The organism is Ensifer sp. VA4, assembly GCF_055710065.1.
Map to the genome: position 1 here is coordinate 102420 of NZ_JBVQPO010000004.1, position 19712 is coordinate 122131.

The window sequence follows — 19712 nt, forward strand, 5'->3', positions numbered from 1 at the left end:
TTTGAGCGGTCGTGCCAGTAATGAGGAAACCGGCGGCGTTGAGGTTGTTTTCCGGCAGGCGGAGGCTTTCTTACCTGTATGTGCGTGAAGGCTGGCGCCGCGTGTCGCGCCGGCTGTCGATCGGCCGTGTCTCCACCCTGCGTTTCACCGGCACGACGCCGAACCGCCTGATCGTCGCGCCGACCGATCTCAGAGCCGTCGATCCCTTTGTCGCCGAGGAAATCCTCGCCGGGCGTTTCCCGCTTGCCGGCCGCGTCCTCGATACGGAAGGCGAGTCGCCGTTCGAGATCGATCTTCCGTCGCGCGAGTTTGCGGCGCGTCTCCACTCCTTCGGCTGGCTGAGACATCTGCGTGCGATCCGCGAGGACGCCGGCTACGTGCGCTTGCGCCAGATCGTCGACGATTGGATCGCCACCCATGGCCGCGATCTCGGCGGCATCGCCTGGGATCCTGATATCATCGCCCAGCGCATCATTGCCTGGCTTTCTCACTCGCCTGTGGTTCTGCGCAACGCCGAACACGGTTTCTATCGCCGTTTCCTGAAGAGCCTCGCGCTTCAGGTGCGTTATCTTCGCCATATCGCCGATACGGTGCGCGACGGCGAGGCGCGGCTTCGGGTGCGGCTTGCGCTTGCCATGGCGTCGGTCGCCATGCCGGCTTCGCCGAGCGCCATTCGCAAGGCCTCGCGCCATCTCGACCTCGAACTCGACCGCCAGATCCTGCCGGATGGCAGCCATTGCTCGCGCAGCCCGCGGGCCGGGCTCGAACTGTTGCTCGATCTGCTGCCGCTCCGGCAGACCTACGTCAATCTCGGCCATGACGTGCCGTCGCGGCTGATCCCCTGCATCGATCGGATGTATCCGGCTCTGCGCTTCTTCCGGCATCAGGGAGGGGAGCTCGCGCTGTTCAACGGTGCAACCTCGGTCCTGGCACATGAACTGGCCTCCGTGCTGCGTTACGACGAGACGGCAGGCGACCCGTTCCGGTCTCTGCCCCATGCGCATTACGAGCGTCTGGCGATCGAGAACACCGTCGTCATCATGGATACCGGCCGGCCGCTGTCCGTCGATCTTTCGCGCAGCGCCCATGCCGGCTGCCTGTCCTTCGAAATGTCCTCGGGCAAGACGCGCTTCGTCGTCAATTCGGGCGCACCGAAATTTGCCGGCGATCGTTTCAGGCAGATGTCGCGCACGACCGCGGCGCATTCGACGGTGACCGTCAACGACACGTCCTCGTCACGCTTCTCGCAGTCGCGCTTTCTCGGACCGATCATGACGACAGGCGTTTCTAAGGTTGCGGTGGCGCGCAAGGACGAGCCGGGTCGGCTGGAGTCGGTGACGGCAAGTCATGACGGTTATCTTGCCGCCTTCGGCCTGGTGCACGAGCGTGACATCGGCGTCCTGAACGGTGGCCGCATGATCCGCGGTCGCGACCGGCTGTCGCGCGCCGACGGCAGTGATCCGGACGAAGGCGATACGGCCACCGCGGTCGCCCGCTTCCATATTCATCCGGCGGTCGGCATCCGCCAGAACAATGCACGCGAGGTCTTTCTGACCGCGCCGGATGGCGAGATCTGGCTCTTTGCCTGCCAGGACGGAGAGCTCGCCGTCGAAGAGGATATCTTCTTTGCCGATCCTTCCGGCATCCGCGCGTCGTCGCAACTGACCGTAACCTTCGCCGTCGGCCGCCAGCCGGAGATCCAGTGGACCTTCTCGCGCGCGAACTGAGGTGCTTATTTTAGCGCTGCCGCCTCGTGGAGGTTTCTTCGACCGGCAAGCTATGCTAACGGGCAGCCATCCCAACCGCCGGAGCATCCTCCCGGGCGTCCGGCGCCGCCAAAGGAGCATGGTTGATGGCTGTCGCCTCCAAGAAAATCCCCGCCCCGAACGAGGTTACGGTCCGCACCGCCCTCCTCTCCGTCTCCGACAAGACCGGCGTCGTCGATCTGGCGCGTTCCCTTCACGAGAAGGGGATCCGGCTCGTATCGACCGGCGGCACGCACAAAACACTCTCGGAAGCCGGCCTGCCGGTGAGTGACGTTTCCGAACTGACCGGTTTTCCCGAAGTCATGGATGGCCGGGTGAAGACCCTGCATCCGGGCGTGCATGGCGGCCTGCTGGCAATCCGGGACGATGCCGAACACGTCGCCGCCATGTCCACGCACGGCATCACCGCGATCGACCTCGCGATCATCAACCTCTATCCCTTCGAAGAAGTCCGGGCCAAGGGCGGCGACTATCCGACCACCGTCGAGAACATCGACATCGGCGGCCCGGCAATGATCCGCGCCTCGGCCAAGAACCATGCCTATGTGACGATCGTCACGGATCCGGCTGACTATCCGCTGCTGCTCGAAGAGCTTGACGCGGGCAAGACGACCTATGCGTTCCGCCAGAAGATGGCGGCCAAGGCCTATGCCCGCACTGCGGCTTACGATGCGGCCATCTCCAACTGGTTTGCCGAGGCGCTGGATACGGCGATGCCGCGCCACCGCGTCATCGGCGGCGTGCTGAAGGAAGAAATGCGTTACGGGGAGAACCCGCATCAGAAGGCGGGCTTCTACCTCACCGGCGAGAACCGCCCGGGCGTCGCCACCGCGACGCTACTGCAGGGCAAGCAGCTTTCCTACAACAACATCAACGATACGGATGCCGCCTTCGAACTCGTCGGCGAATTCCTGCCGGAGAAGGCGCCGGCCTGCGCCATCATCAAGCATGCCAATCCGTGCGGCGTCGCCACCGCGCCGACGCTTGCCGAAGCCTATCGCCGGGCGCTTGCCTGCGATTCCACCTCGGCTTTCGGCGGTATCATCGCGCTCAACCAGGAACTCGATGCGGAGACGGCGGAAGAAATCGTCAAGCTGTTCACCGAAGTGATCATCGCTCCTTCCGTGAGTGACGCGGCCAAGGCCGTGATCGCCCGCAAGCCGAACCTGCGCCTGCTTTCGACCGGCGGCCTGCCGGACCCGCGCATTCCGGGCCTTGCGGCCAAAACCGTCTCGGGCGGCCTGCTGGTGCAGACGCGTGACAACGGCATGGTCGAAGATCTCGAGCTCAAGGTCGTGACCAAGCGTGCACCGACCGCTCAGGAACTCGAGGACATGAAGTTCGCCTTCAAGGTGGCGAAGCACGTCAAGTCGAACGCGATCGTCTATGCGAAGGATGGCCAGACCGCCGGCATCGGCGCCGGCCAGATGAGCCGCGTCGATTCCGCTCGCATCGCGGCAATCAAGGCCGAGGAAGCGGCCAAGGCCCTGGGCCTGGCCACGCCGCTCACCAAGGGCTCCGCTGTCGCCTCCGAAGCCTTCCTGCCCTTTGCCGACGGTCTGCTTTCGGCGATCGCCGCGGGTGCAACCGCCGTCATCCAGCCGGGTGGTTCGATGCGTGACGAAGAGGTGATTGCCGCTGCCGACGAACATGGCGTCGCCATGGTCTTCACCGGCATGCGCCACTTCCGTCACTGAGACGACACCGGGATAGCGTTCGACGCATGTCCCGGAGTTTGCCTGTAGATCAACAGTCAGAGGCCGTCGCGTCCCCAGGACTCGGCGGCCTTCTTGTGTCTGGTGTCGGCCGGATACGGCGTGCGCAGCAGGATCAGGAAACCGACCGCAAGGAAGACGATGAGCGCCATCATGCCGGTGCGGGCCGAGCCGGTGGCAAGCGTGATCGTGGCAACCGCCGCCGGGGCGAGGAATGAGGTGGCGCGGCCGGAGAGCGCATAGAGGCCGAAGTAGCGGCCTGCCTCGTCCGGGCTGACGCTGCGGGCGAGATAGGAGCGTGAGGAGGCCTGTACCGGACCGAAGGCGATGCCGACCAGCAGTCCGTAGAGGATGTAGGCTTTCTCGGCGGCGGTGCCGAAGAGCGCACCGGAGTCGTCTGTCGATAGCGGTATCAAGCCAAAGGCGGTGAAGCCGGGCCCGGTCGAGACGATGCCTATCGTCGCAACGATAAGGCAGATGAGGCTGGCGGTGACGATGGCCTTGGAACCGAGCCGGGCATCGAGCCTGCTTGCATAGAGACAGCCGCCGATGGCGACGACGTTGAGAATGATGCCGTAGATGCCGAGTTCCAGCGTCCGCCAGCCGAACATGGCCGCGGCGAAGGTGCCGCCGAGTGCCAGAAGGCCGTTGACGCCGTCCTGGAAGATCATGCGCGCGATCAGGAAGCGCAGAATGCCGGCTCTATCCCTGAGTTCGCCGAGCGTGCCTTTGAGCTCTCTGAGGCCGGTCACGGTCGCCTTGCCGAGCGACATGGTCGCCTTGGTCGCATCAGGCGTGAACAGGAACATCGGCAGGATGAAGACGAAATACCAAAGTGCTGAAATCGGTCCGGTGATGCGCGCGTCCTCCCCCGTTGCCGGATCCAGCCCGAACAAGGGATCGATGCCGGCTGCCGTCTTGCCGGTTTCGGGGTTGCCGGCAAGCAATGCGACGACGGCGATCAGCACGATCATGCCGCCGAGATAGCCGAGACCCCAGGCGATGTTGGAGATGCGGCCGACATCCTTCTCGTCGACCAGCCGGGTCATCATCGAATCGTTGAAGACGATCGAGAATTCGGCCGCGACGGTCGCGAGCACCATGAAGATCGCCGGGTAGAGGATCGGAGAGCCCGGGGCCGCAAACCAGAGCATAGCCAGCGATGTCATCTTGATGACGGCGAAGAAGGCGATCCAGGGCTTTCGCGGGCCGGTCGCGTCCGCGATGGCACCCAGCACTGGCGAAAGGACCGCGATGATGATGCCGGAAACGGTCAGCGTGTAGCCCCACATCGCCTGGCCGACGGCGTGATCCTCGGTCAATCGGGAGACGAAGTAGGGGCCGAAGATGAAGGTGGTGACGACGGTGAAGAAGGGTTGCGCCGCCCAGTCGAACAGCATCCAGCCGGCGATGCCTGCGCGCGATGTCCGCGGCTGTTCTTCCGTCCTCTCGGCCAAAATCTGCAAGGTCCCCCTCCCGAAACGACTGCGCCGCGCGTCCCTGGAACGCGCGGCGCAGCCTATCTTCAATCGGACCGATTCCAAAAGGTCCAGAGCGGGATCCGGGCGAAAAAACTGCCCACGCCCCCATTCGTCCTGTTCAGGCGGACCGGTCCGATCCGATCCGTGCCGATCAAGACGGGACGAACCGTCTCACTGCGCCCTTCCGCGCGCCAGGTCGTTGAGGAGGCCTGCAGCAACCGTGATCTTGGCGAGCGTCGTTTCGCCCTTCTCGGTCAGGAGCTGCAGCTGGCCGGTCGCCTGGGCGACACGGACACGCGCGCTCTCCTCCCAGGCGGCAACCGGATTGCGTTCCTTCTTCTGCTCGCGCAGCGCTGCTGCTGTGATCTCCCGCCGTGCCGCGGCGATATCGGAGACGGCCCGCGACAGAGCCATGGCCTCGAACTGCTCCGTTGCCGGAACGCGATCGGAGGCCGCCAGCAGCCGGTTGATCCGAAGCGTATCGGTGACGGCGAAGTAGCCCTGCGCCGTGCGGCTCAGCGTCTCGCCGGTTTCAGCGGCAATCTGCATGATCTCCGGCACGAGCGTCATCAGCGTCAGTTCCGAGATTTCCTCGGCGAGCTTGGCCGGTACGCCGCCCTCGACGAAGGCCGCCGTCTTCAGCCGTGCTTCTTCGGCACTCTCGCCGGAAACCGCGGTGCGCATCGTGGCGCGCAGCTTCTGCAGGCCGTCACGCAGGCGCGATACGGCCTCGGAGACGGAGCCGGTCGCCGCATGGGTACGCAACGCCCGCTCGGTGACGAGCGTGAAGATGCGGCCGACTTCCTGGTAGAGGATGTTCTGCAGGCCGCCGCCGATCTTGTTGTCGAGCGCGTCGATCTCGTCATAGATGCGCGGCAGGTCGAAGCCGTCGAGTGCCAGCACTGCGGCCTTGACGACATCGGCCGAGAGGAAGCCGGTGGCGTCCGTCAGGGTCGAGACGAAGGCGGGACCGCCACGGTTGATCACCTCATTGGCGAGGATCGTCGCGATGATTTCGCGGCGCAGGCGATGCCCGCGGATGTCGCCCGCATAGGCCTTGCGCATCTTCGCCGGGAAGTAGCGCTCCAGCGTCGCCGTGAAGTACGGATCGTCAGGCAGTTCGCTCGCAATCAGCTCATCGAAGAGAACGAGCTTGGAGTAGGACAGCAGCACGCCGATTTCCGCGCGGGTCAGCGGCTTGCCCGCCTGGTAGCGCTCGGTCATCGCCTGGTCGGTCGGCAGCGTCTCGACCTTGCGGTTGAGATGGCCGTCGGCCTCGAGGCGCGTCATGAGCCGGCCAAGCGCCGTGCGGTTGCCGAGGCCCTGCATCGCGGTCAGCGAGATCGCCAGCGATTGCTCGTAGTTGTTGCGCAGCACCAGATGGCCCACTTCCTCGGTCATCGAGGCAAGCAGCGTGTTGCGCTTCGCACGGGTCAGGCGACCGTCGCGCATGGCGGAAGCAAGCGCGATCTTGATGTTGACCTCGACGTCCGAGGAGTTGACGCCCGCCGAGTTGTCGATGGCATCCGAATTGCAGCGGCCGCCATTGAGGCCGAAGCCGATGCGGCCCTTCTGGGTAACGCCGAGGTTGGCACCCTCGCCGATGACGCGGGCGCGGACCTCTTCGGCCGTCACGCGGATGGCATCGTTGGCACGGTCGCCGACTTCCGCATCCGTTTCGTTGCTGCCGCGCACATAGGTGCCGATGCCGCCGAACCAGAGCAGGTCGACCTGGCTCTTCAGGATCGCGTTCATGATCTCGAAGGGGGTCGCCTTCTGCTTGTCGAGGCCGATGGCCGCCATCGCCTGCGGCGTCAGCGTCACCGATTTCTCGGCACGCGAGATGATCATCGCGCCCTCGGAAAGGGTCTTGCGGTCATAGTCCTGCCAGCTCGAACGCGGCAGGGCGAACATGCGTTTGCGCTCGGCAAAGGAGGCTTCGATATCCGGCGACGGATCGATGAAGATGTCGCGGTGGTCGAAGGCCGCGATCAGGCGGATCTTCTCCGAGAGCAGCATGCCGTTGCCGAAGACGTCGCCCGACATGTCGCCGACACCGGCGACGGTGAAGGGCGTCGTCTGGATGTCGATGTCCATCTCGCGGAAGTGCCGCTTGACGGTCTCCCAGGCGCCGCGGGCGGTGATGCCCATCTTCTTGTGGTCGTAGCCGGCGGAACCGCCGGAGGCGAAGGCGTCGTCGAGCCAGAAGCCCGCTTCCTGCGCAAGGCCGTTGGCGGTGTCGGAGAAGGTTGCCGTGCCCTTGTCGGCGGCAACGACGAAATACGGGTCGTCGCCGTCGCGGCGCAGCGTATCGGCCGGCGGCACGATATCCTGGCCGACGATGTTGTCGGTCACCGAGAGCAGAGTGCGGATATAGGTCTTGTAGGCCTCGGTACCGGCCTTGAAGACCTCGTCACGGGTGCCGCCGACCGGGAGCTGCTTCGGGTAGAAGCCGCCCTTGGCGCCAACCGGCACGATGACGGCGTTCTTGACCTGCTGCGCCTTGACGAGGCCAAGCACTTCCGTGCGGTAGTCCTGAGCGCGGTCCGACCAGCGCAGGCCGCCACGAGCGACCTTGCCGAAGCGTAAGTGCACGCCCTCGACCTCGGTGCCGTAGACGAAGATTTCGCGGAACGGACGCGGTTCCGGCAGGCCGTCGAGCTGCTTCGGATCGAGCTTGAAGGCGAGAACCGCGCGCGGCTTGCCCTCTGCGTCATGCTGGAAGTAGTTGGTCCTGAGCGTCGCTTCGATCGCGTTGACGTAGCGGCGCAGGATGCGGTCTTCGTCGAGGCTCGGAACGGCTGACAGCGCGTCTTCGATCGCGGAAAGCAGGGCGCTGCACTTCTTGGCACGCGGCTTTTCCTCGAGCTTCGGATCCATGCGGGTCACGAACAGCTTGAAGATCTCGGCGGCGATCGCCGGATACTTGTTCAGCGTGTCGGCGATATAGCCCTGCGAATAGGTGATGCCGGCCTGGCGCAGATAGCGGGCATAGGCGCGCAGCACCGTGACTTCGCGGGCATTGAGGCCCGCAAGCAGGATCAGCCGGTTGAAGTTGTCGTCCTCGATCGTGCCTTTCCAGGCGGCGAGGAACGCCTCCTCCAGGGCCGGGCCCGTCTTGTCGAGGTTCAGCGTGTGCCCGTCGCGGTGGATCAGCTCCATGTCGTGCAGCACGACCTTGCGCTCGTCTTCGCCATGGACCTTGACGCCGATATCGTAGGTCTGCTCGCTGATCACCCGGAAGCCGAGGTTTTCGAGCAGCGGCACGCGGCGCGACAACGATACGGGCTCGCCGGCATGGAAGATCTTCAGCTCTGCCGTATCGGCGCGCGTGACGGCGCGCGGGTAGTGATAGAAGGAGATCCGGATCGGGTCTTCCATCTTGCAGGCGGCGATATCCGCGAGGTCGGCATAGGCTTCCGCCGGGGTGAAGAATGACTGATAGGCTTCGTCGACATTGAGTTCGATGCCGTCCTTGCGGGCGAGCAGATCGAACCGGTCGATCCAGCGCGTCACGATTTCGCGGACAGCTTCCTCGAGCTTGGCCTGCGGAATGCGTGGGGTCTTGCCGGCGGAACGGCCGATGATGAAGTGGACGCGGGCCAGGCCGCCTTCCGGGAAGGCCGGGTAGTAAGCCGAGACGCGGCCGTCATAGACCGTCTTCAGGTAGTCGCCGATCTTCTCGCGAACGTCCGAATCATACTGTTCGCGCGGCACGAAGACGATGACCGAGACGAAACGGTCGAAATGGTCGATGCGCGGCAGCACGCGGATGCGCGGCCGGTCGCCGAGCTCGTTGATCTGCTCGCAGAAGGCGGCAAGCAGGCCGACATCGATCTGGAACAGGTCGTCACGCGGATAGGACTCCAGCGTGTTTGCCAGCATCTTGCCGGAATGGCTCTGCGGGTCGTAGCCGAAGTGATCGACGATCTTCTCGATCTTGTGGCGCAGCAGCGGGATCTCGGATGCCTGGCGGGTGTAGGCCGTGGAGGTGAACAGGCCGACGATGCGCAATTCCCCGGTGACATTGCCGTCGGCATCGAAACGCTTGACGCCGACATAGTCCATATAGGCGCGGCGATGCACGACCGACTTGACGTTGGCCTTGGTGACAATCAGGAAATCCGGGCCATCAAGGAAGGCGAGGATTTCCGGCGTGGTCAGCACCGCGTCCTTGCCCTGGCGCAGGACGCGTACGTCCGGGTTGGAAAGAATGCCGAGGCCCCTGCCCTTGCCGCGTTCGACGGCTGCCTTCTCGCCCTTGCCCGAATAGGTGTACTCGCGCATGCCGAGGAAGGTGAAGTTGTTGTCGCGCAGCCAGCGAAGGAAGGCGAGCGCCTCGTCACGGTCGCTCTTCTTGCGCGACGCGTTGTAGGCCTCGAGTTCCTGCATGGCCTGGTCGAGCAGCGCCGTCATCGCCGGCCAGTCGTGCACGGTCTGATGCACCTGCTCCAGCACGTCGCGAATGCGGTTGCTGAGGTGTTCGGCCTCGACGGGTGCCAGCTTGGTCAGATGGATCTGGATGTGGCTGACGCGGTGTGCCGGATCGCTTGCCTCGTCCGGATCGAAGAGCTTCGCCGGCTCGCCCGGTTCCTGAACCAGGATGGGATGGATCGCGAGGTGAATGTCGCGGTGGGTGCTGGTGATCTCCCCCATGATCGAATCATAGAGGAACGGCATGTTGCGTTCGGTGATCGCGATGATCGAAACCTCGGTGCCGCCAGGTGCGACGCCGGCGACGCTCTCCACCGAAACCTGTGGCTTGCCGCCATCCCAGCGGGCGAGCTCACGGTGCGCATGGGCTGCAGTCAGCGCCAGCATGTCCGCCGAATAGAGATCGAGGTCGTCGTTGCTGGCCCCACCGAAGAGGATTTCCGGCGCCAGCCCGTCGACGCCCAGTTTGATGGCGGCCGCCTTTGCTGCGTCGATGTGTCTGTCCCGCTTCGGATTGTATTTCACGCCCATGAAGTCTCTCCCACTCATGATAGGCCAAACCCTATCAGAACCATGGCTAATGGCGACCGCTTTTTACGCCGATTTCGGCAAAATCGAGCCCAAAATCGGAGAATTTCACGTGAAAACAGCTTAAATCCATTTAAATCGAAGGCAATTTCGCGAAAATTGCTCGAAAATCGATGAAAAAGCACGAAAACGCCAGCGGCTTCTGCGGGACCTATCTGCCATCGGCTGTTGACAGGGCGGTGACAGTCGGGTGATCAGAGTTCTAGACTGAAGGATTGGACTCGTCGATGCCCGAAATGCCCTCCCTGCCCGGCGCCGTCATCGTCATCTCGAGCCATGTCGTACGTGGCAAGGTCGGCAACCGGGCCGCAGTCTTCGCGCTGGAGACGCTGGGGCATCCGGTCTGGGCTCTGCCGACGGTCATTCTTCCCTGGCATCCCGGGCACGGGCGCTCGACGCGCGTCACCATTGCGGATGCGGATTTCCAGTCGGTGATCGACAATCTCATTGCCGCGCCCTGGGTGGGCGAGGTGCGCGCCGTGCTTTCGGGCTATCTCGGCTCGGCCGGCCAGGCCGAGGGTGTCGCGCGACTGGTGGCAGCTCTCAGAGAGCGCAATCCCAAACTCATCTATGCCTGCGATCCCGTCATCGGCGATGCCGGCGGGCTCTATGTTCCGGAGGCGACCGCGGCGGCCATTCGCGACCGGCTGCTGCCGCTTGCCAATCTGGCGACACCGAACCGCTTCGAGCTTGCCTGGCTCTCCGGCGCCACGCTGGAAACGAATACGGCGATCCTCGATGCCGCTCTCGGCCTCGGCCCGGCCCGCGTGCTGGTGACCTCGGCAGTGCCGATGATGAGCGGCGGTACGGGCAACCTGTTCCTTTCGGGCAATCATGCGCTGCTTGCCGAGCATCGGCTCGTCGAGAACCCGCCGAATGGCACAGGCGACTTGCTGACTGCCGTGTTCCTGGCGCGACTTCTCGAAGGACTTTCAGAAGAGCGCGCACTGCAGATGGCGACTGCGAGCGTGTTCGAGATCATCGCGCGCAGCGTCAAGCGCGGTGCCGATGAACTGACGATCGAGCAGGACGCCTCGAGCCTTTCGACGCCGATGGCGATGGTGCAGATGCGCCGACTGGTACATCCGAATCAGATACGGCGAAAATAGAAGAAGCTGTTCATCGACGATGCCTGGAAGACATCGTGGATTGAACTTTAGATCATGATGATTTTCATGACTTGGAGCGTGATGCGGGCGAAGGCCCGCGTCTGGCTCGAAGCAGCAGCGGAGAAACCGATGGACAAGCAGCAGCAGCGTTTTCCGGATCACCTTCTGAACGGCTACCGCAACTTCATGAATGGCCGCTTCAACGAGCAGCAGAAACGCTACAAGGTGCTCGCGGAAACCGGCCAGAAGCCGAAGACGATGGTCGTTGCCTGTTGCGATTCGCGTGCGGCGCCGGAAACGATCTTCGACAGCGGCCCGGGTGAACTCTTCGTCGTGCGCAACGTCGCCAATCTCATGCCGCCCTATGAGCCCGACGGTCACTATCACTCGACGTCGGCCGCCCTGGAGTTCGCTGTGCAGTCGCTGCGCGTCAGCGATATCGTCGTGATGGGGCATGGCCGCTGCGGCGGCATCAAGGCGGCCCTCGATCCGGATGCCGAGCCCTTGTCGCCCGGTGATTTCATCGGTCGCTGGATGCACCTCCTGAAGCCGGCAGCCGAGCAGATCCAGAGCAACGACATCATGACCCAGGCGGAGCGCCAGCGTGCGCTCGAGCGGGTCTCGATCCGCAACTCGCTTGCCAACCTGCGCACTTTCCCCTGCGTTCAGATCCTCGAGGCCAAGGGCAAGCTTCACCTGCATGGCGCCTGGTTCGACATCTCGACCGGCGAGCTCTGGGTGATGGACCCGGCGACCGGCGACTTCTCCCGCCCGGGCATGTAGCCAGCAAAAAGCCCGGTCCATCGAACCGGGCTTGAGACTATCTCAGAAAAGGTCGGACATCCCAAAGATCAGAGGCCGTCGATCTCCGCGCCGATGATGGCGATTGCCTGCTGGTAGACGCTTGCCGCGTTCCAGCCTTGGATCGCACCGAAGTTCGCCTGGCCGGGCTGATAGCCTGCACCCGGCTGCCAGCCGTGGCCGCGCAGGAAGTTGGCGGTCGAAGCCAGCGCGTCGGCCTTGGAGCGCACCATGTCGATGTGGCCATTGCCATCGCCATCGACGCCATACTTCAAGACGTTGGCCGGCAGGAACTGGGTCTGGCCGATCTCGCCGTGGGCAGCACCGCGCGCATCCGGGCTCAGGTCGCCGCGCTGCACGAGCCGCAGCGCCGCATAGAGCTGATCGGTGAAGTAGTCCGAGCGGCGGCAGTCATAGGCAAGCGTCGACACGGCCGAAAGCGTATGCTCCTTGCCCATGAAGCCACCGAAGCCGGTCTCCATGCCCCAGATGGCGATCAGCGGGCCGGCCGGGACGCCGAAACGCTGCTCGATGCTGGTGAACAGCGCGGCGTTCTGCTGTTTCATCTTCTTGCCGCGGGAAATGATCGCCTGGCCACCGCGCTTCTGCATGAATTGGTCAAGTGACAGCTTGAAGCTCTTCTGGCCACGGTCGGCGCGGATCGTGGCCTTGTTGTAGGAGACGCTCGAGAGGGCGCGATCGAGGACCGCAGGGCTGATCCCGTTGCCGGAGGCTTCCTGCTTGAAGTTCTGCACCCAGGCAGCAAAGCCGCTTCCGTCATTGCCGCATTGGGCGGCAGATGCCACCGCCGGAAAAATTGCAGTCGAAATCAGGGCAGCAAGCCCCACTGCTACGCACTTTGCCCTGTGCATGAAATACCCCGTCATAGCCCGAATCTCGTTGCTTTCAAAAAATGCCAGCCTTCGCCGGCGGTGTCACCTGCCGGGAGCGGCGGGTAACTTTATCGTCGTTTCACGTGAATCCGGGGCGACACGGCCCATGGCCCGTGAAACGGGAAACCCGCCAAGCCCGGATGGGCTCGGCGGGAAGAACTGCTCTACTGCCTGTTTCAGGCTGCCTGCTTGCGCGGCTTGATGAGGCCACGGTTGACTAGGAGCTCGGCGATCTGGATCGCGTTCAGTGCGGCGCCCTTGCGCAGGTTGTCGGAGACGACCCACAGGTTGAGGCCGTTTTCGACCGTCGCGTCTTCGCGGATGCGCGAGATGTAGGTCGCATCTTCGCCGGCGCATTCGTAAGGGGTGACGTAGCCGCCGTTTTCATGCTTGTCGACGACCAGGCAACCCGGTGCCTCACGCAGGATATCGCGCGCTTCATCGGCGGTGATCTCGTTTTCGAATTCGATGTTGACCGATTCCGAATGGCCGATGAACACGGGAACGCGCACGGCGGTGCAGGTCACCTTGATCTTCGGATCGAGCATCTTCTTGGTTTCAGCCAAGACCTTCCACTCTTCCTTCGTGTAGCCGTCTTCCATGAACACGTCGATGTGCGGGATGACGTTGAAGGCGATGCGCTTGGTGAACTTCTTCGATTCGATCGGGTCGGCAACGAAGACCGCGCGGGTCTGGTTGAAGAGCTCATCCATGCCCTCCTTGCCGGCACCGGAAACCGACTGGTAGGTCGAGACGACGACGCGCTTGATCTTGGCGTGGTCGTGCAACGGCTTCAGCGCGACGACGAGCTGTGCGGTCGAGCAATTCGGGTTGGCGATGATGTTCTTCTTGGTGAAGAGCGAGACCGCGTCCGGGTTTACTTCCGGAACGATCAGCGGCACTTCGGCGTCGTAGCGCCAGGCCGAAGAATTGTCGATGACGACGCAGCCCTGCTGGCCGATCTTCGGCGAATACTTGAGCGAAACCGCGCCGCCGGCCGACATCAGGCAGATATCGGTATCGGAGAAATCGTAATTTTCGAGGTTCTTGACCTTGAGGGTCTTGTCGCCAAAGGAAACTTCCGTGCCCTGGGAGCGGGCGGAAGCGAGGGCGACCACTTCATCCGCGGGAAAGCCGCGTTCGGAAAGGATGTTCAGCATCTCCCGGCCGACATTGCCGGTGGCGCCTGCAACTGCAATCTTGAAACCCATGATCTAAGCTCTCTTTCTGTCTCTCCTCATCGGGTGGAGGGGGAACTGCGCGCGCTGCCGCGAAGGTTCCGGTCCCCGGCCTTACCGGGGAGAGAGCGGAGGGCCAGAGACGTCAGACGGTTTTCGTCGTCGTTTTGGCCGTTGTTTTGCAAGCGAACGAAAAATCGACATCCTGCCCCGCGGCAAGAGCCGGCAGGATCAAAGCAGCAATGGCTGGACCGATCGGTCGCATGGTGGTGATTTCCTCGTTCGACGCTGCTCTTACGCGGTTTTGGGGAAGAGTCAAGACATGGCGGCGCTACGGCGTCTTTGCCGGACCCTCCGCGGTCGATCGCCGCATTAGACGAAAGTCATAAGCCGAAAGCATCTCTGCCTGCGGCGGCGCTTTTCTGACATCCTCGGGATCAGGCGCACCACGTCTGGACATTCAAGGGAGGAATGCCGGACCAGCCAATGGGCGCTCCAACAACTGTTTTGGAGTGGAGGATAAACGAAATGGCAAATGTCGCGACAGCGGACGATGTAAGAACCCGTCCGATGACCGGCGAGGAGAAGAAGGTCATCTTCGCCTCGTCTCTCGGTACCGTATTCGAATGGTACGATTTCTATCTCTATGGTTCGCTTGCCGTCTACATCGGCGCGACGTTCTTCAGTGCCTACCCGGAAACGACACGCAACATCTTCGCATTGCTGGCCTTCGCCGCCGGCTTCCTGGTGCGTCCGTTCGGCGCACTGGTCTTCGGTCGGCTCGGCGATCTCGTCGGCCGCAAATACACCTTCCTCGTCACCATCCTGATCATGGGCCTGTCGACTTTCCTCGTCGGCGTCCTGCCCGGCGCTGCCTCGATCGGCATCACCGCGCCGATCCTGCTCATCGCCCTGCGCATGCTGCAGGGCCTGGCGCTCGGCGGTGAATATGGCGGTGCCGCCACCTATGTGGCCGAACATGCGCCGCACGGGCGCCGCGGCTATTTCACCTCCTGGATCCAGACCACGGCGACGCTCGGCCTGTTCCTGTCGCTGGTGGTGATCCTGCTCGTGCAGTTTGCCGTCGGCAAGGAAGCCTTTGCCGCCTGGGGCTGGCGCATTCCGTTCCTGGTCTCGGTCGCTCTGCTCGGCGTCTCGGTCTGGATTCGTCTAAAGATGAACGAATCGCCCGCCTTCAAGAAGATGAAGGAAGAGGGCAAGGGCTCGAAGGCGCCGCTGTCGGAAGCCTTCGGTCAGTGGAAGAACGCCAAGATCGCGCTTCTGGCGCTGTTCGGCGCTGTCGTCGGTCAGGCAGTCGTATGGTACTCGGGCCAGTTCTACGCGTTGTTCTTCCTGACGGGCGTGCTCAAGGTGGACGGCCAGTCCGCCAACCTGATGGTCGCTGCCTCGCTGCTGATCGGTACCGGCTTCTTCGTGTTCTTCGGCTGGCTCTCCGACAAGATCGGTCGCAAGCCGATCATCATGGCCGGTCTGCTGCTTGCCATGCTCACCTACTTCCCGCTGTTCAAGGCGCTGACCTGGGCCGGTAACCCGGCGCTCGCTCAGGCCCAGGCGACGGTCCGCGCCACCGTGACCGCAGCACCGGGCGACTGCAAGTTCCAGTTCAACCCGACCGGTACGGCGAAATTCACCACCTCATGCGATATCGCAACCGCGTTCCTGACCAAGAACTCCGTGCCTTACGACGTCGTTACGACCGCAGCCGCCGGCACGGCCGCAACGGTCAAGGTCGGGGAAACCACGATCAACAGCTACGATGCGATTGCCGCCGGCGATAAGGCCAAGGCTTCGAACGCCGCCTTTGAAAAGCAGGTCAACATGGCGCTGCACGGCGCCGGCTATCCGCTGGTTCGCGGCGCGGCCAAGGTTGCGGAAACCAAGCTCGACGCTTTCGTCGCGGCCAACCCGGAACTGTCGCTCGATGCGGCCGCTATCCGCGGCGGCGAAAAGACCATGGTTCCGGCGGAGAAGCTGATCGCTGACAAGCTGTTGACCAAGGATGAAGTCGGCACTGCCACCGAAATGGCCGTCTACACGATCGCCGGCGGCGGCACCTTCGCGATGGTGGCGGATCCCGCCAACGTCAACTGGACAACGATCATCGCCGTTCTGACCGTGCTCGTCATCTACGTGACGATGGTCTACGGCCCGATCGCCGCGCTGCTGGTCGAACTCTTCCCGACCCGCATCCGCTACACCGGCATGTCGCTGCCTTACCACATCGGCAATGGCTGGTTTGGCGGTCTGCTGCCGGCAACGGCCTTCGCGATGAGCGCGGCCCAGGGCGACATCTACTACGGCCTCTGGTACCCGATCGTATTCGCAGGCATCACGCTGGTGATCGGTCTGCTGTTCCTGCCGGAAACGAAGGATCGTGACATCCACGTGATGGATTAGAGGCTGAAATCACGCAATTCCGGGCGGAAAACCCGTTTCGCCCGGAATTGCCCAGATCTTCCCCGAGCTATCATGGCTCTCCTGACTCCGGCGCGGCCTTCCGCGCCGGCTTTTTATTTGGCCTGGTCGCTGCGTCCGAGCAACGGCCAGCCGCCTGGACCGAGATGGAACAGCCGACCATATCTGGCGAAGAGAAAGGCCATCATCACCGATGTCCAAAGGCCGAGCAGCAGCCCGGCAGCGACGTCGCTTGGATAGTGCGCGCCGACGATGACGCGGGAGACGCCGATCATTAGCGCCAGGATCAGAAACAGCGGCCTCAGCTTCGGCAGCAGCATGGCGAAGACGCCGAAGAAGGCGCCGGCGGCGGTCGAATGGCCGGAGGGAAAACTCTCGTAGAGATTGGTGTTGGCAAACGGCGTCAGGCTATAGGCGCCGAGTTCGGTAAAGAGTTCCGGCCGCGCTCGGCCGACGAGAATCTTCAGTGTGTGCACCAGCGCGCTGGCTGTACCGATCGTCAGGAGGAAATAGGCGGCAAGATCGCGGGCGGTGCTTGCCTTGCGCTGGAGCGGCTCCTGTTTTGCCGCGCGCCGCACGACGAAGGCGGCGGCCAGGGCGGTGGCGGAAAGATAGATCATCCAGCCGAAGCGACCGAAGTCGGTGATCGTTTCGTTGAAGGCCACGATGCTGGCCGGCAAGCCTTGCGCCTTTTGGGACAGAAACGGGTCCAGCGGAACGAGGGCGAACACGAGGACGATCGTCGTCAGCAAAATCCATCCGGTGGCCACCAATGGTCGTTTCATGACTCTCCGTCCAGCCGCCATCTCTCGTCAATCCTGCGGTCATTGCGTTTGACTGGCTCTCGGCCCATCTCTCTCGATGTGTCGGATCTTTTGGCAATTTCAAGGCGCTAAACGCAAGACACCTCCGGATGCGCATCCGGAGGTGTCTGTTTGTCGGGTGGCGCGTCGGGCCGACGCCACGCCCTGCGGCATCGTCCGCTGATCAGGCCGACAGCGCCTTGAACTCGGCGAGGATGGCGTCGCCCATCTCTGTCGTGCCGACCTTCTTCGCACCTTCGGCCATGATGTCGCCGGTGCGGATGCCCTGGTCGAGCACGTTGGCGATCGCCTTCTCCAGATTGTCGGCGTCCTTCACCAGGTTGAAGGAGTAGCGCAGGCACATGGCGAACGAGGCGATCATCGCGATCGGGTTGGCAATGCCCTTGCCGGCAATGTCCGGGGCCGAGCCATGCACCGGCTCGTAGAGCGCCTTGCGCTTGCCGCTGACCGCATCCGGGGCGCCGAGCGAGGCCGACGGCAGCATGCCGAGCGAGCCGGTCAGCATCGCCGCCACGTCCGACAGCATGTCGCCGAACAGGTTGTCGGTGACGATGACGTCGAACTGCTTCGGCTGGCGCACCAGCTGCATGCCGCCGGCATCCGCCAGCATGTGCTCGAGCTGGACGTCGGCGTATTTCGCCTTGTGCGTCTCGGTCACCACCTGGTTCCACAGCACACCCGACTTCATGACGTTGCGCTTCTCCATCGAGCAGACGCGGTTCTGCCTTGTGCGGGCGAGCTCGAAGGCGACGCCGGCGATGCGCTCGATCTCGTAGGTGTCGTAGACCTGGGTGTCGATGCCGCGCTTCTGGCCGTTGCCGAGATCGATGATCTCCTTCGGCTCGCCGAAATAGACGCCGCCGGTGAGCTCGCGCACGATCAGGATGTCGAGGCCTTCGACGAGCTCGGGCTTCAGCGACGAGGCGCTGGCGAGCGCCGGATAGCAGATCGCCGGACGCAGGTTGGCGAAGAGCTCGAGGTCCTTGCGCAGGCGCAGCAGACCGGCTTCCGGGCGCACCTCATAGGGCACCGCATCCCACTTCGGGCCGCCGACGGCGCCGAACAGCACCGCATCGGCGGCCAGCGCCTTTGCCATGTCCGCCTCCGAGATCGCCTGGCCGTGGGCGTCATAGGCCGAACCGCCGACCAGGCCCTCGTCCGTCACGAAGCCGGCGCCAAGCTCGGCATTCATGTAGGCGATGATCTTGCGGACTTCCGCCATGGCTTCCGGGCCGATGCCGTCGCCGGGCAGAAGGAAGAGGTTGCGCACAGTCATGGATAGTCCTTCTCGCGGGGAAAACTGACTGCATGTTTGCTCAGATCCTGGCCGATCCGAGGGGAAAACATGCAGCCCTTCAAATAGTGCTACGCGGCCTTCGTGCGTCTGAACAGACACACGGCGCTGCAGGCCGCGTTCTAGCGCAACTTCGTGTCGAGGGAAATCATTGCGACGAAAGATTTGTGCGTCCGTCGTGGCCGCGCATTCCTGGAGAAACAGGCGGTTGTGCAGGCAGATGGAACGCTGCCGGTGCGAGCCTGTCCGAGGGCAGGCTCAGCCCCGGGAGAGGAGCGCAATCATGCGAAAACTCATCAGCGCCGTAATGGCGATGCCGCAGGCGACAACGATGCTCTGACCTTTGTCGGCCTGATCAGCGGACGGTGACCGCCTTGGCGGTCGGCATATGGAATGGCGCGCGGGGAAATGAGGAGCGGGCGGGCCACGTTCCCGGCTCTACCGGTGCAACGACTGGCATCGAATGCCTTGCTTTCCTCTTGACGGAATCGGTGCTGCGGGATCGAATGCCGGCGATACAATCAGGAATATGCCATGTCCGAGACGCTGCTGATCGGAGCCTTTCTCGCCGCCCTCTCTTATACGCTCATTCCAGGCCCCGCCTTTCTGGCATTGCTCGGTATCGGTGCCGGCCAGGGGCGCAAGGCAGGCGCCCTATTCATGGGCGGGCATCTGGCTGGCGATATCCTCTGGTCGACCCTGGCGCTGGTCGCGATCGTCGGCGCCCGTTCCGTCGGGACGACGATCTTCGATATTCTCGGCCTTTTCTGCGGTGCCTATCTCGGCTGGATCGGCTGGACGGCGCTACGGGCGCGGCCGGCCGGCGAAAATCGGGCGCTTTTGACGGTCGAGCGTCCGTTGCGACGCGGTTTGATCTTCGGGCTTACCAATCCCAAGGGATATCCGGTCGCGCTCGCAACCTTCACGGCCCTGCTTGCCGGCTCCGCCAATGCGCTTGAATTCGACGCGCTGCCGGCGCTGCTCGGCGTTTCGCTGGTCGGCTTTCTCGTTGCCGACCTGATCCTGGTCGCCATCATCGGGGCCTCGGTGGTACGACGCTTCTATCGCCGCCACGAACTGGCGATCGTCAGGCTCTCCGGACTCCTGTTCATGGGCTTTGCCGTCCAGGCGGTCTGGCATGCCGCTCCCGGCCTTCTCGGCCTGCGCAAACCTTGACGGTGCCCCCACCGGCA

General features: G+C 63.5%; 12 protein-coding genes. 6 read left to right on the forward strand and 6 right to left on the reverse strand.

Going from position 1 to position 19712, the window contains the following annotated elements; translation table 11 throughout:
* The first annotated feature begins 44 nt into the window (after positions 1-44).
* Together AC0C6X_RS07710 and purH are read left to right on the forward strand one after the other, a co-directional pair.
* Positions 45-1727 (forward strand): heparinase II/III family protein, encoded by a 1683-nt coding sequence (locus AC0C6X_RS07710; protein ID WP_246304445.1) that lies wholly within the window; start codon positions 45-47, stop codon positions 1725-1727.
* A 125-nt stretch (positions 1728-1852) separates the two neighbouring features.
* Positions 1853-3463 carry a bifunctional phosphoribosylaminoimidazolecarboxamide formyltransferase/IMP cyclohydrolase gene (gene purH / locus AC0C6X_RS07715; RefSeq protein ID WP_173517926.1) on the forward strand — a complete coding sequence of 537 codons (1611 nt, stop codon included), beginning with the start codon at positions 1853-1855 and terminating at the stop codon, positions 3461-3463.
* Positions 3464-3519: 56 nt separating this feature from the next.
* Here purH and AC0C6X_RS07720 read toward each other — a convergent pair whose 3' ends face one another.
* Both AC0C6X_RS07720 and AC0C6X_RS07725 read right to left on the reverse strand, forming a co-directional pair.
* Positions 3520-4947: an MFS transporter gene (locus AC0C6X_RS07720; protein WP_173517925.1), complete on the reverse strand. Its 1428-nt coding sequence runs from the start codon at positions 4945-4947 to the stop codon at positions 3520-3522.
* Between the two features lie 186 nt (positions 4948-5133).
* Positions 5134-9927: an NAD-glutamate dehydrogenase gene (locus tag AC0C6X_RS07725; RefSeq protein ID WP_472952690.1), complete on the reverse strand. Its 4794-nt coding sequence runs from the start codon at positions 9925-9927 to the stop codon at positions 5134-5136.
* Between the two features lie 284 nt (positions 9928-10211).
* Between AC0C6X_RS07725 and pdxY the strand changes: the two genes are divergently transcribed.
* Both pdxY and AC0C6X_RS07735 read left to right on the forward strand, forming a co-directional pair.
* Positions 10212-11093, forward strand: a complete 882-nt coding sequence (gene pdxY, locus AC0C6X_RS07730) for a pyridoxal kinase PdxY (RefSeq protein ID WP_472952407.1) — start codon at positions 10212-10214, stop codon at positions 11091-11093.
* 129 nt (positions 11094-11222) lie between these two features.
* Positions 11223-11876 carry a carbonic anhydrase gene (locus AC0C6X_RS07735; protein WP_173518208.1) on the forward strand — a complete coding sequence of 218 codons (654 nt, stop codon included), beginning with the start codon at positions 11223-11225 and terminating at the stop codon, positions 11874-11876.
* Positions 11877-11944: 68 nt separating this feature from the next.
* Here AC0C6X_RS07735 and AC0C6X_RS07740 read toward each other — a convergent pair whose 3' ends face one another.
* Together AC0C6X_RS07740 and AC0C6X_RS07745 are read right to left on the reverse strand one after the other, a co-directional pair.
* A complete protein-coding gene (locus tag AC0C6X_RS07740) occupies positions 11945-12766 on the reverse strand; it encodes a lytic murein transglycosylase (protein WP_173517922.1) in 822 nt (273 codons plus the stop codon).
* Between the two features lie 197 nt (positions 12767-12963).
* A complete protein-coding gene (locus tag AC0C6X_RS07745; RefSeq protein ID WP_173517921.1) occupies positions 12964-13998 on the reverse strand; it encodes an aspartate-semialdehyde dehydrogenase in 1035 nt (344 codons plus the stop codon).
* Positions 13999-14493: 495 nt separating this feature from the next.
* Here AC0C6X_RS07745 and AC0C6X_RS07750 point away from each other — a divergent pair, with 495 nt between their 5' ends.
* The gene (locus tag AC0C6X_RS07750; RefSeq protein WP_173517920.1) at positions 14494-16383 is read left to right on the forward strand and encodes an MFS transporter; all 1890 of its coding nucleotides are present in this window, start codon (positions 14494-14496) and stop codon (positions 16381-16383) included.
* Positions 16384-16496: 113 nt separating this feature from the next.
* Here AC0C6X_RS07750 and AC0C6X_RS07755 read toward each other — a convergent pair whose 3' ends face one another.
* Positions 16497-17186 (reverse strand): phosphatase PAP2 family protein, encoded by a 690-nt coding sequence (locus AC0C6X_RS07755; RefSeq protein ID WP_472952409.1) that lies wholly within the window; start codon positions 17184-17186, stop codon positions 16497-16499.
* A gap of 202 nt (positions 17187-17388) precedes the next feature.
* Positions 17389-18501: a 3-isopropylmalate dehydrogenase gene (gene leuB / locus AC0C6X_RS07760; protein ID WP_173517918.1), complete on the reverse strand. Its 1113-nt coding sequence runs from the start codon at positions 18499-18501 to the stop codon at positions 17389-17391.
* A gap of 552 nt (positions 18502-19053) precedes the next feature.
* On the opposite strand from leuB, the gene AC0C6X_RS07765 reads away from it, so the two are divergent.
* Positions 19054-19695, forward strand: a complete 642-nt coding sequence (locus tag AC0C6X_RS07765; protein WP_173517917.1) for a LysE family translocator — start codon at positions 19054-19056, stop codon at positions 19693-19695.
* Positions 19696-19712: the final 17 nt, after the last annotated feature.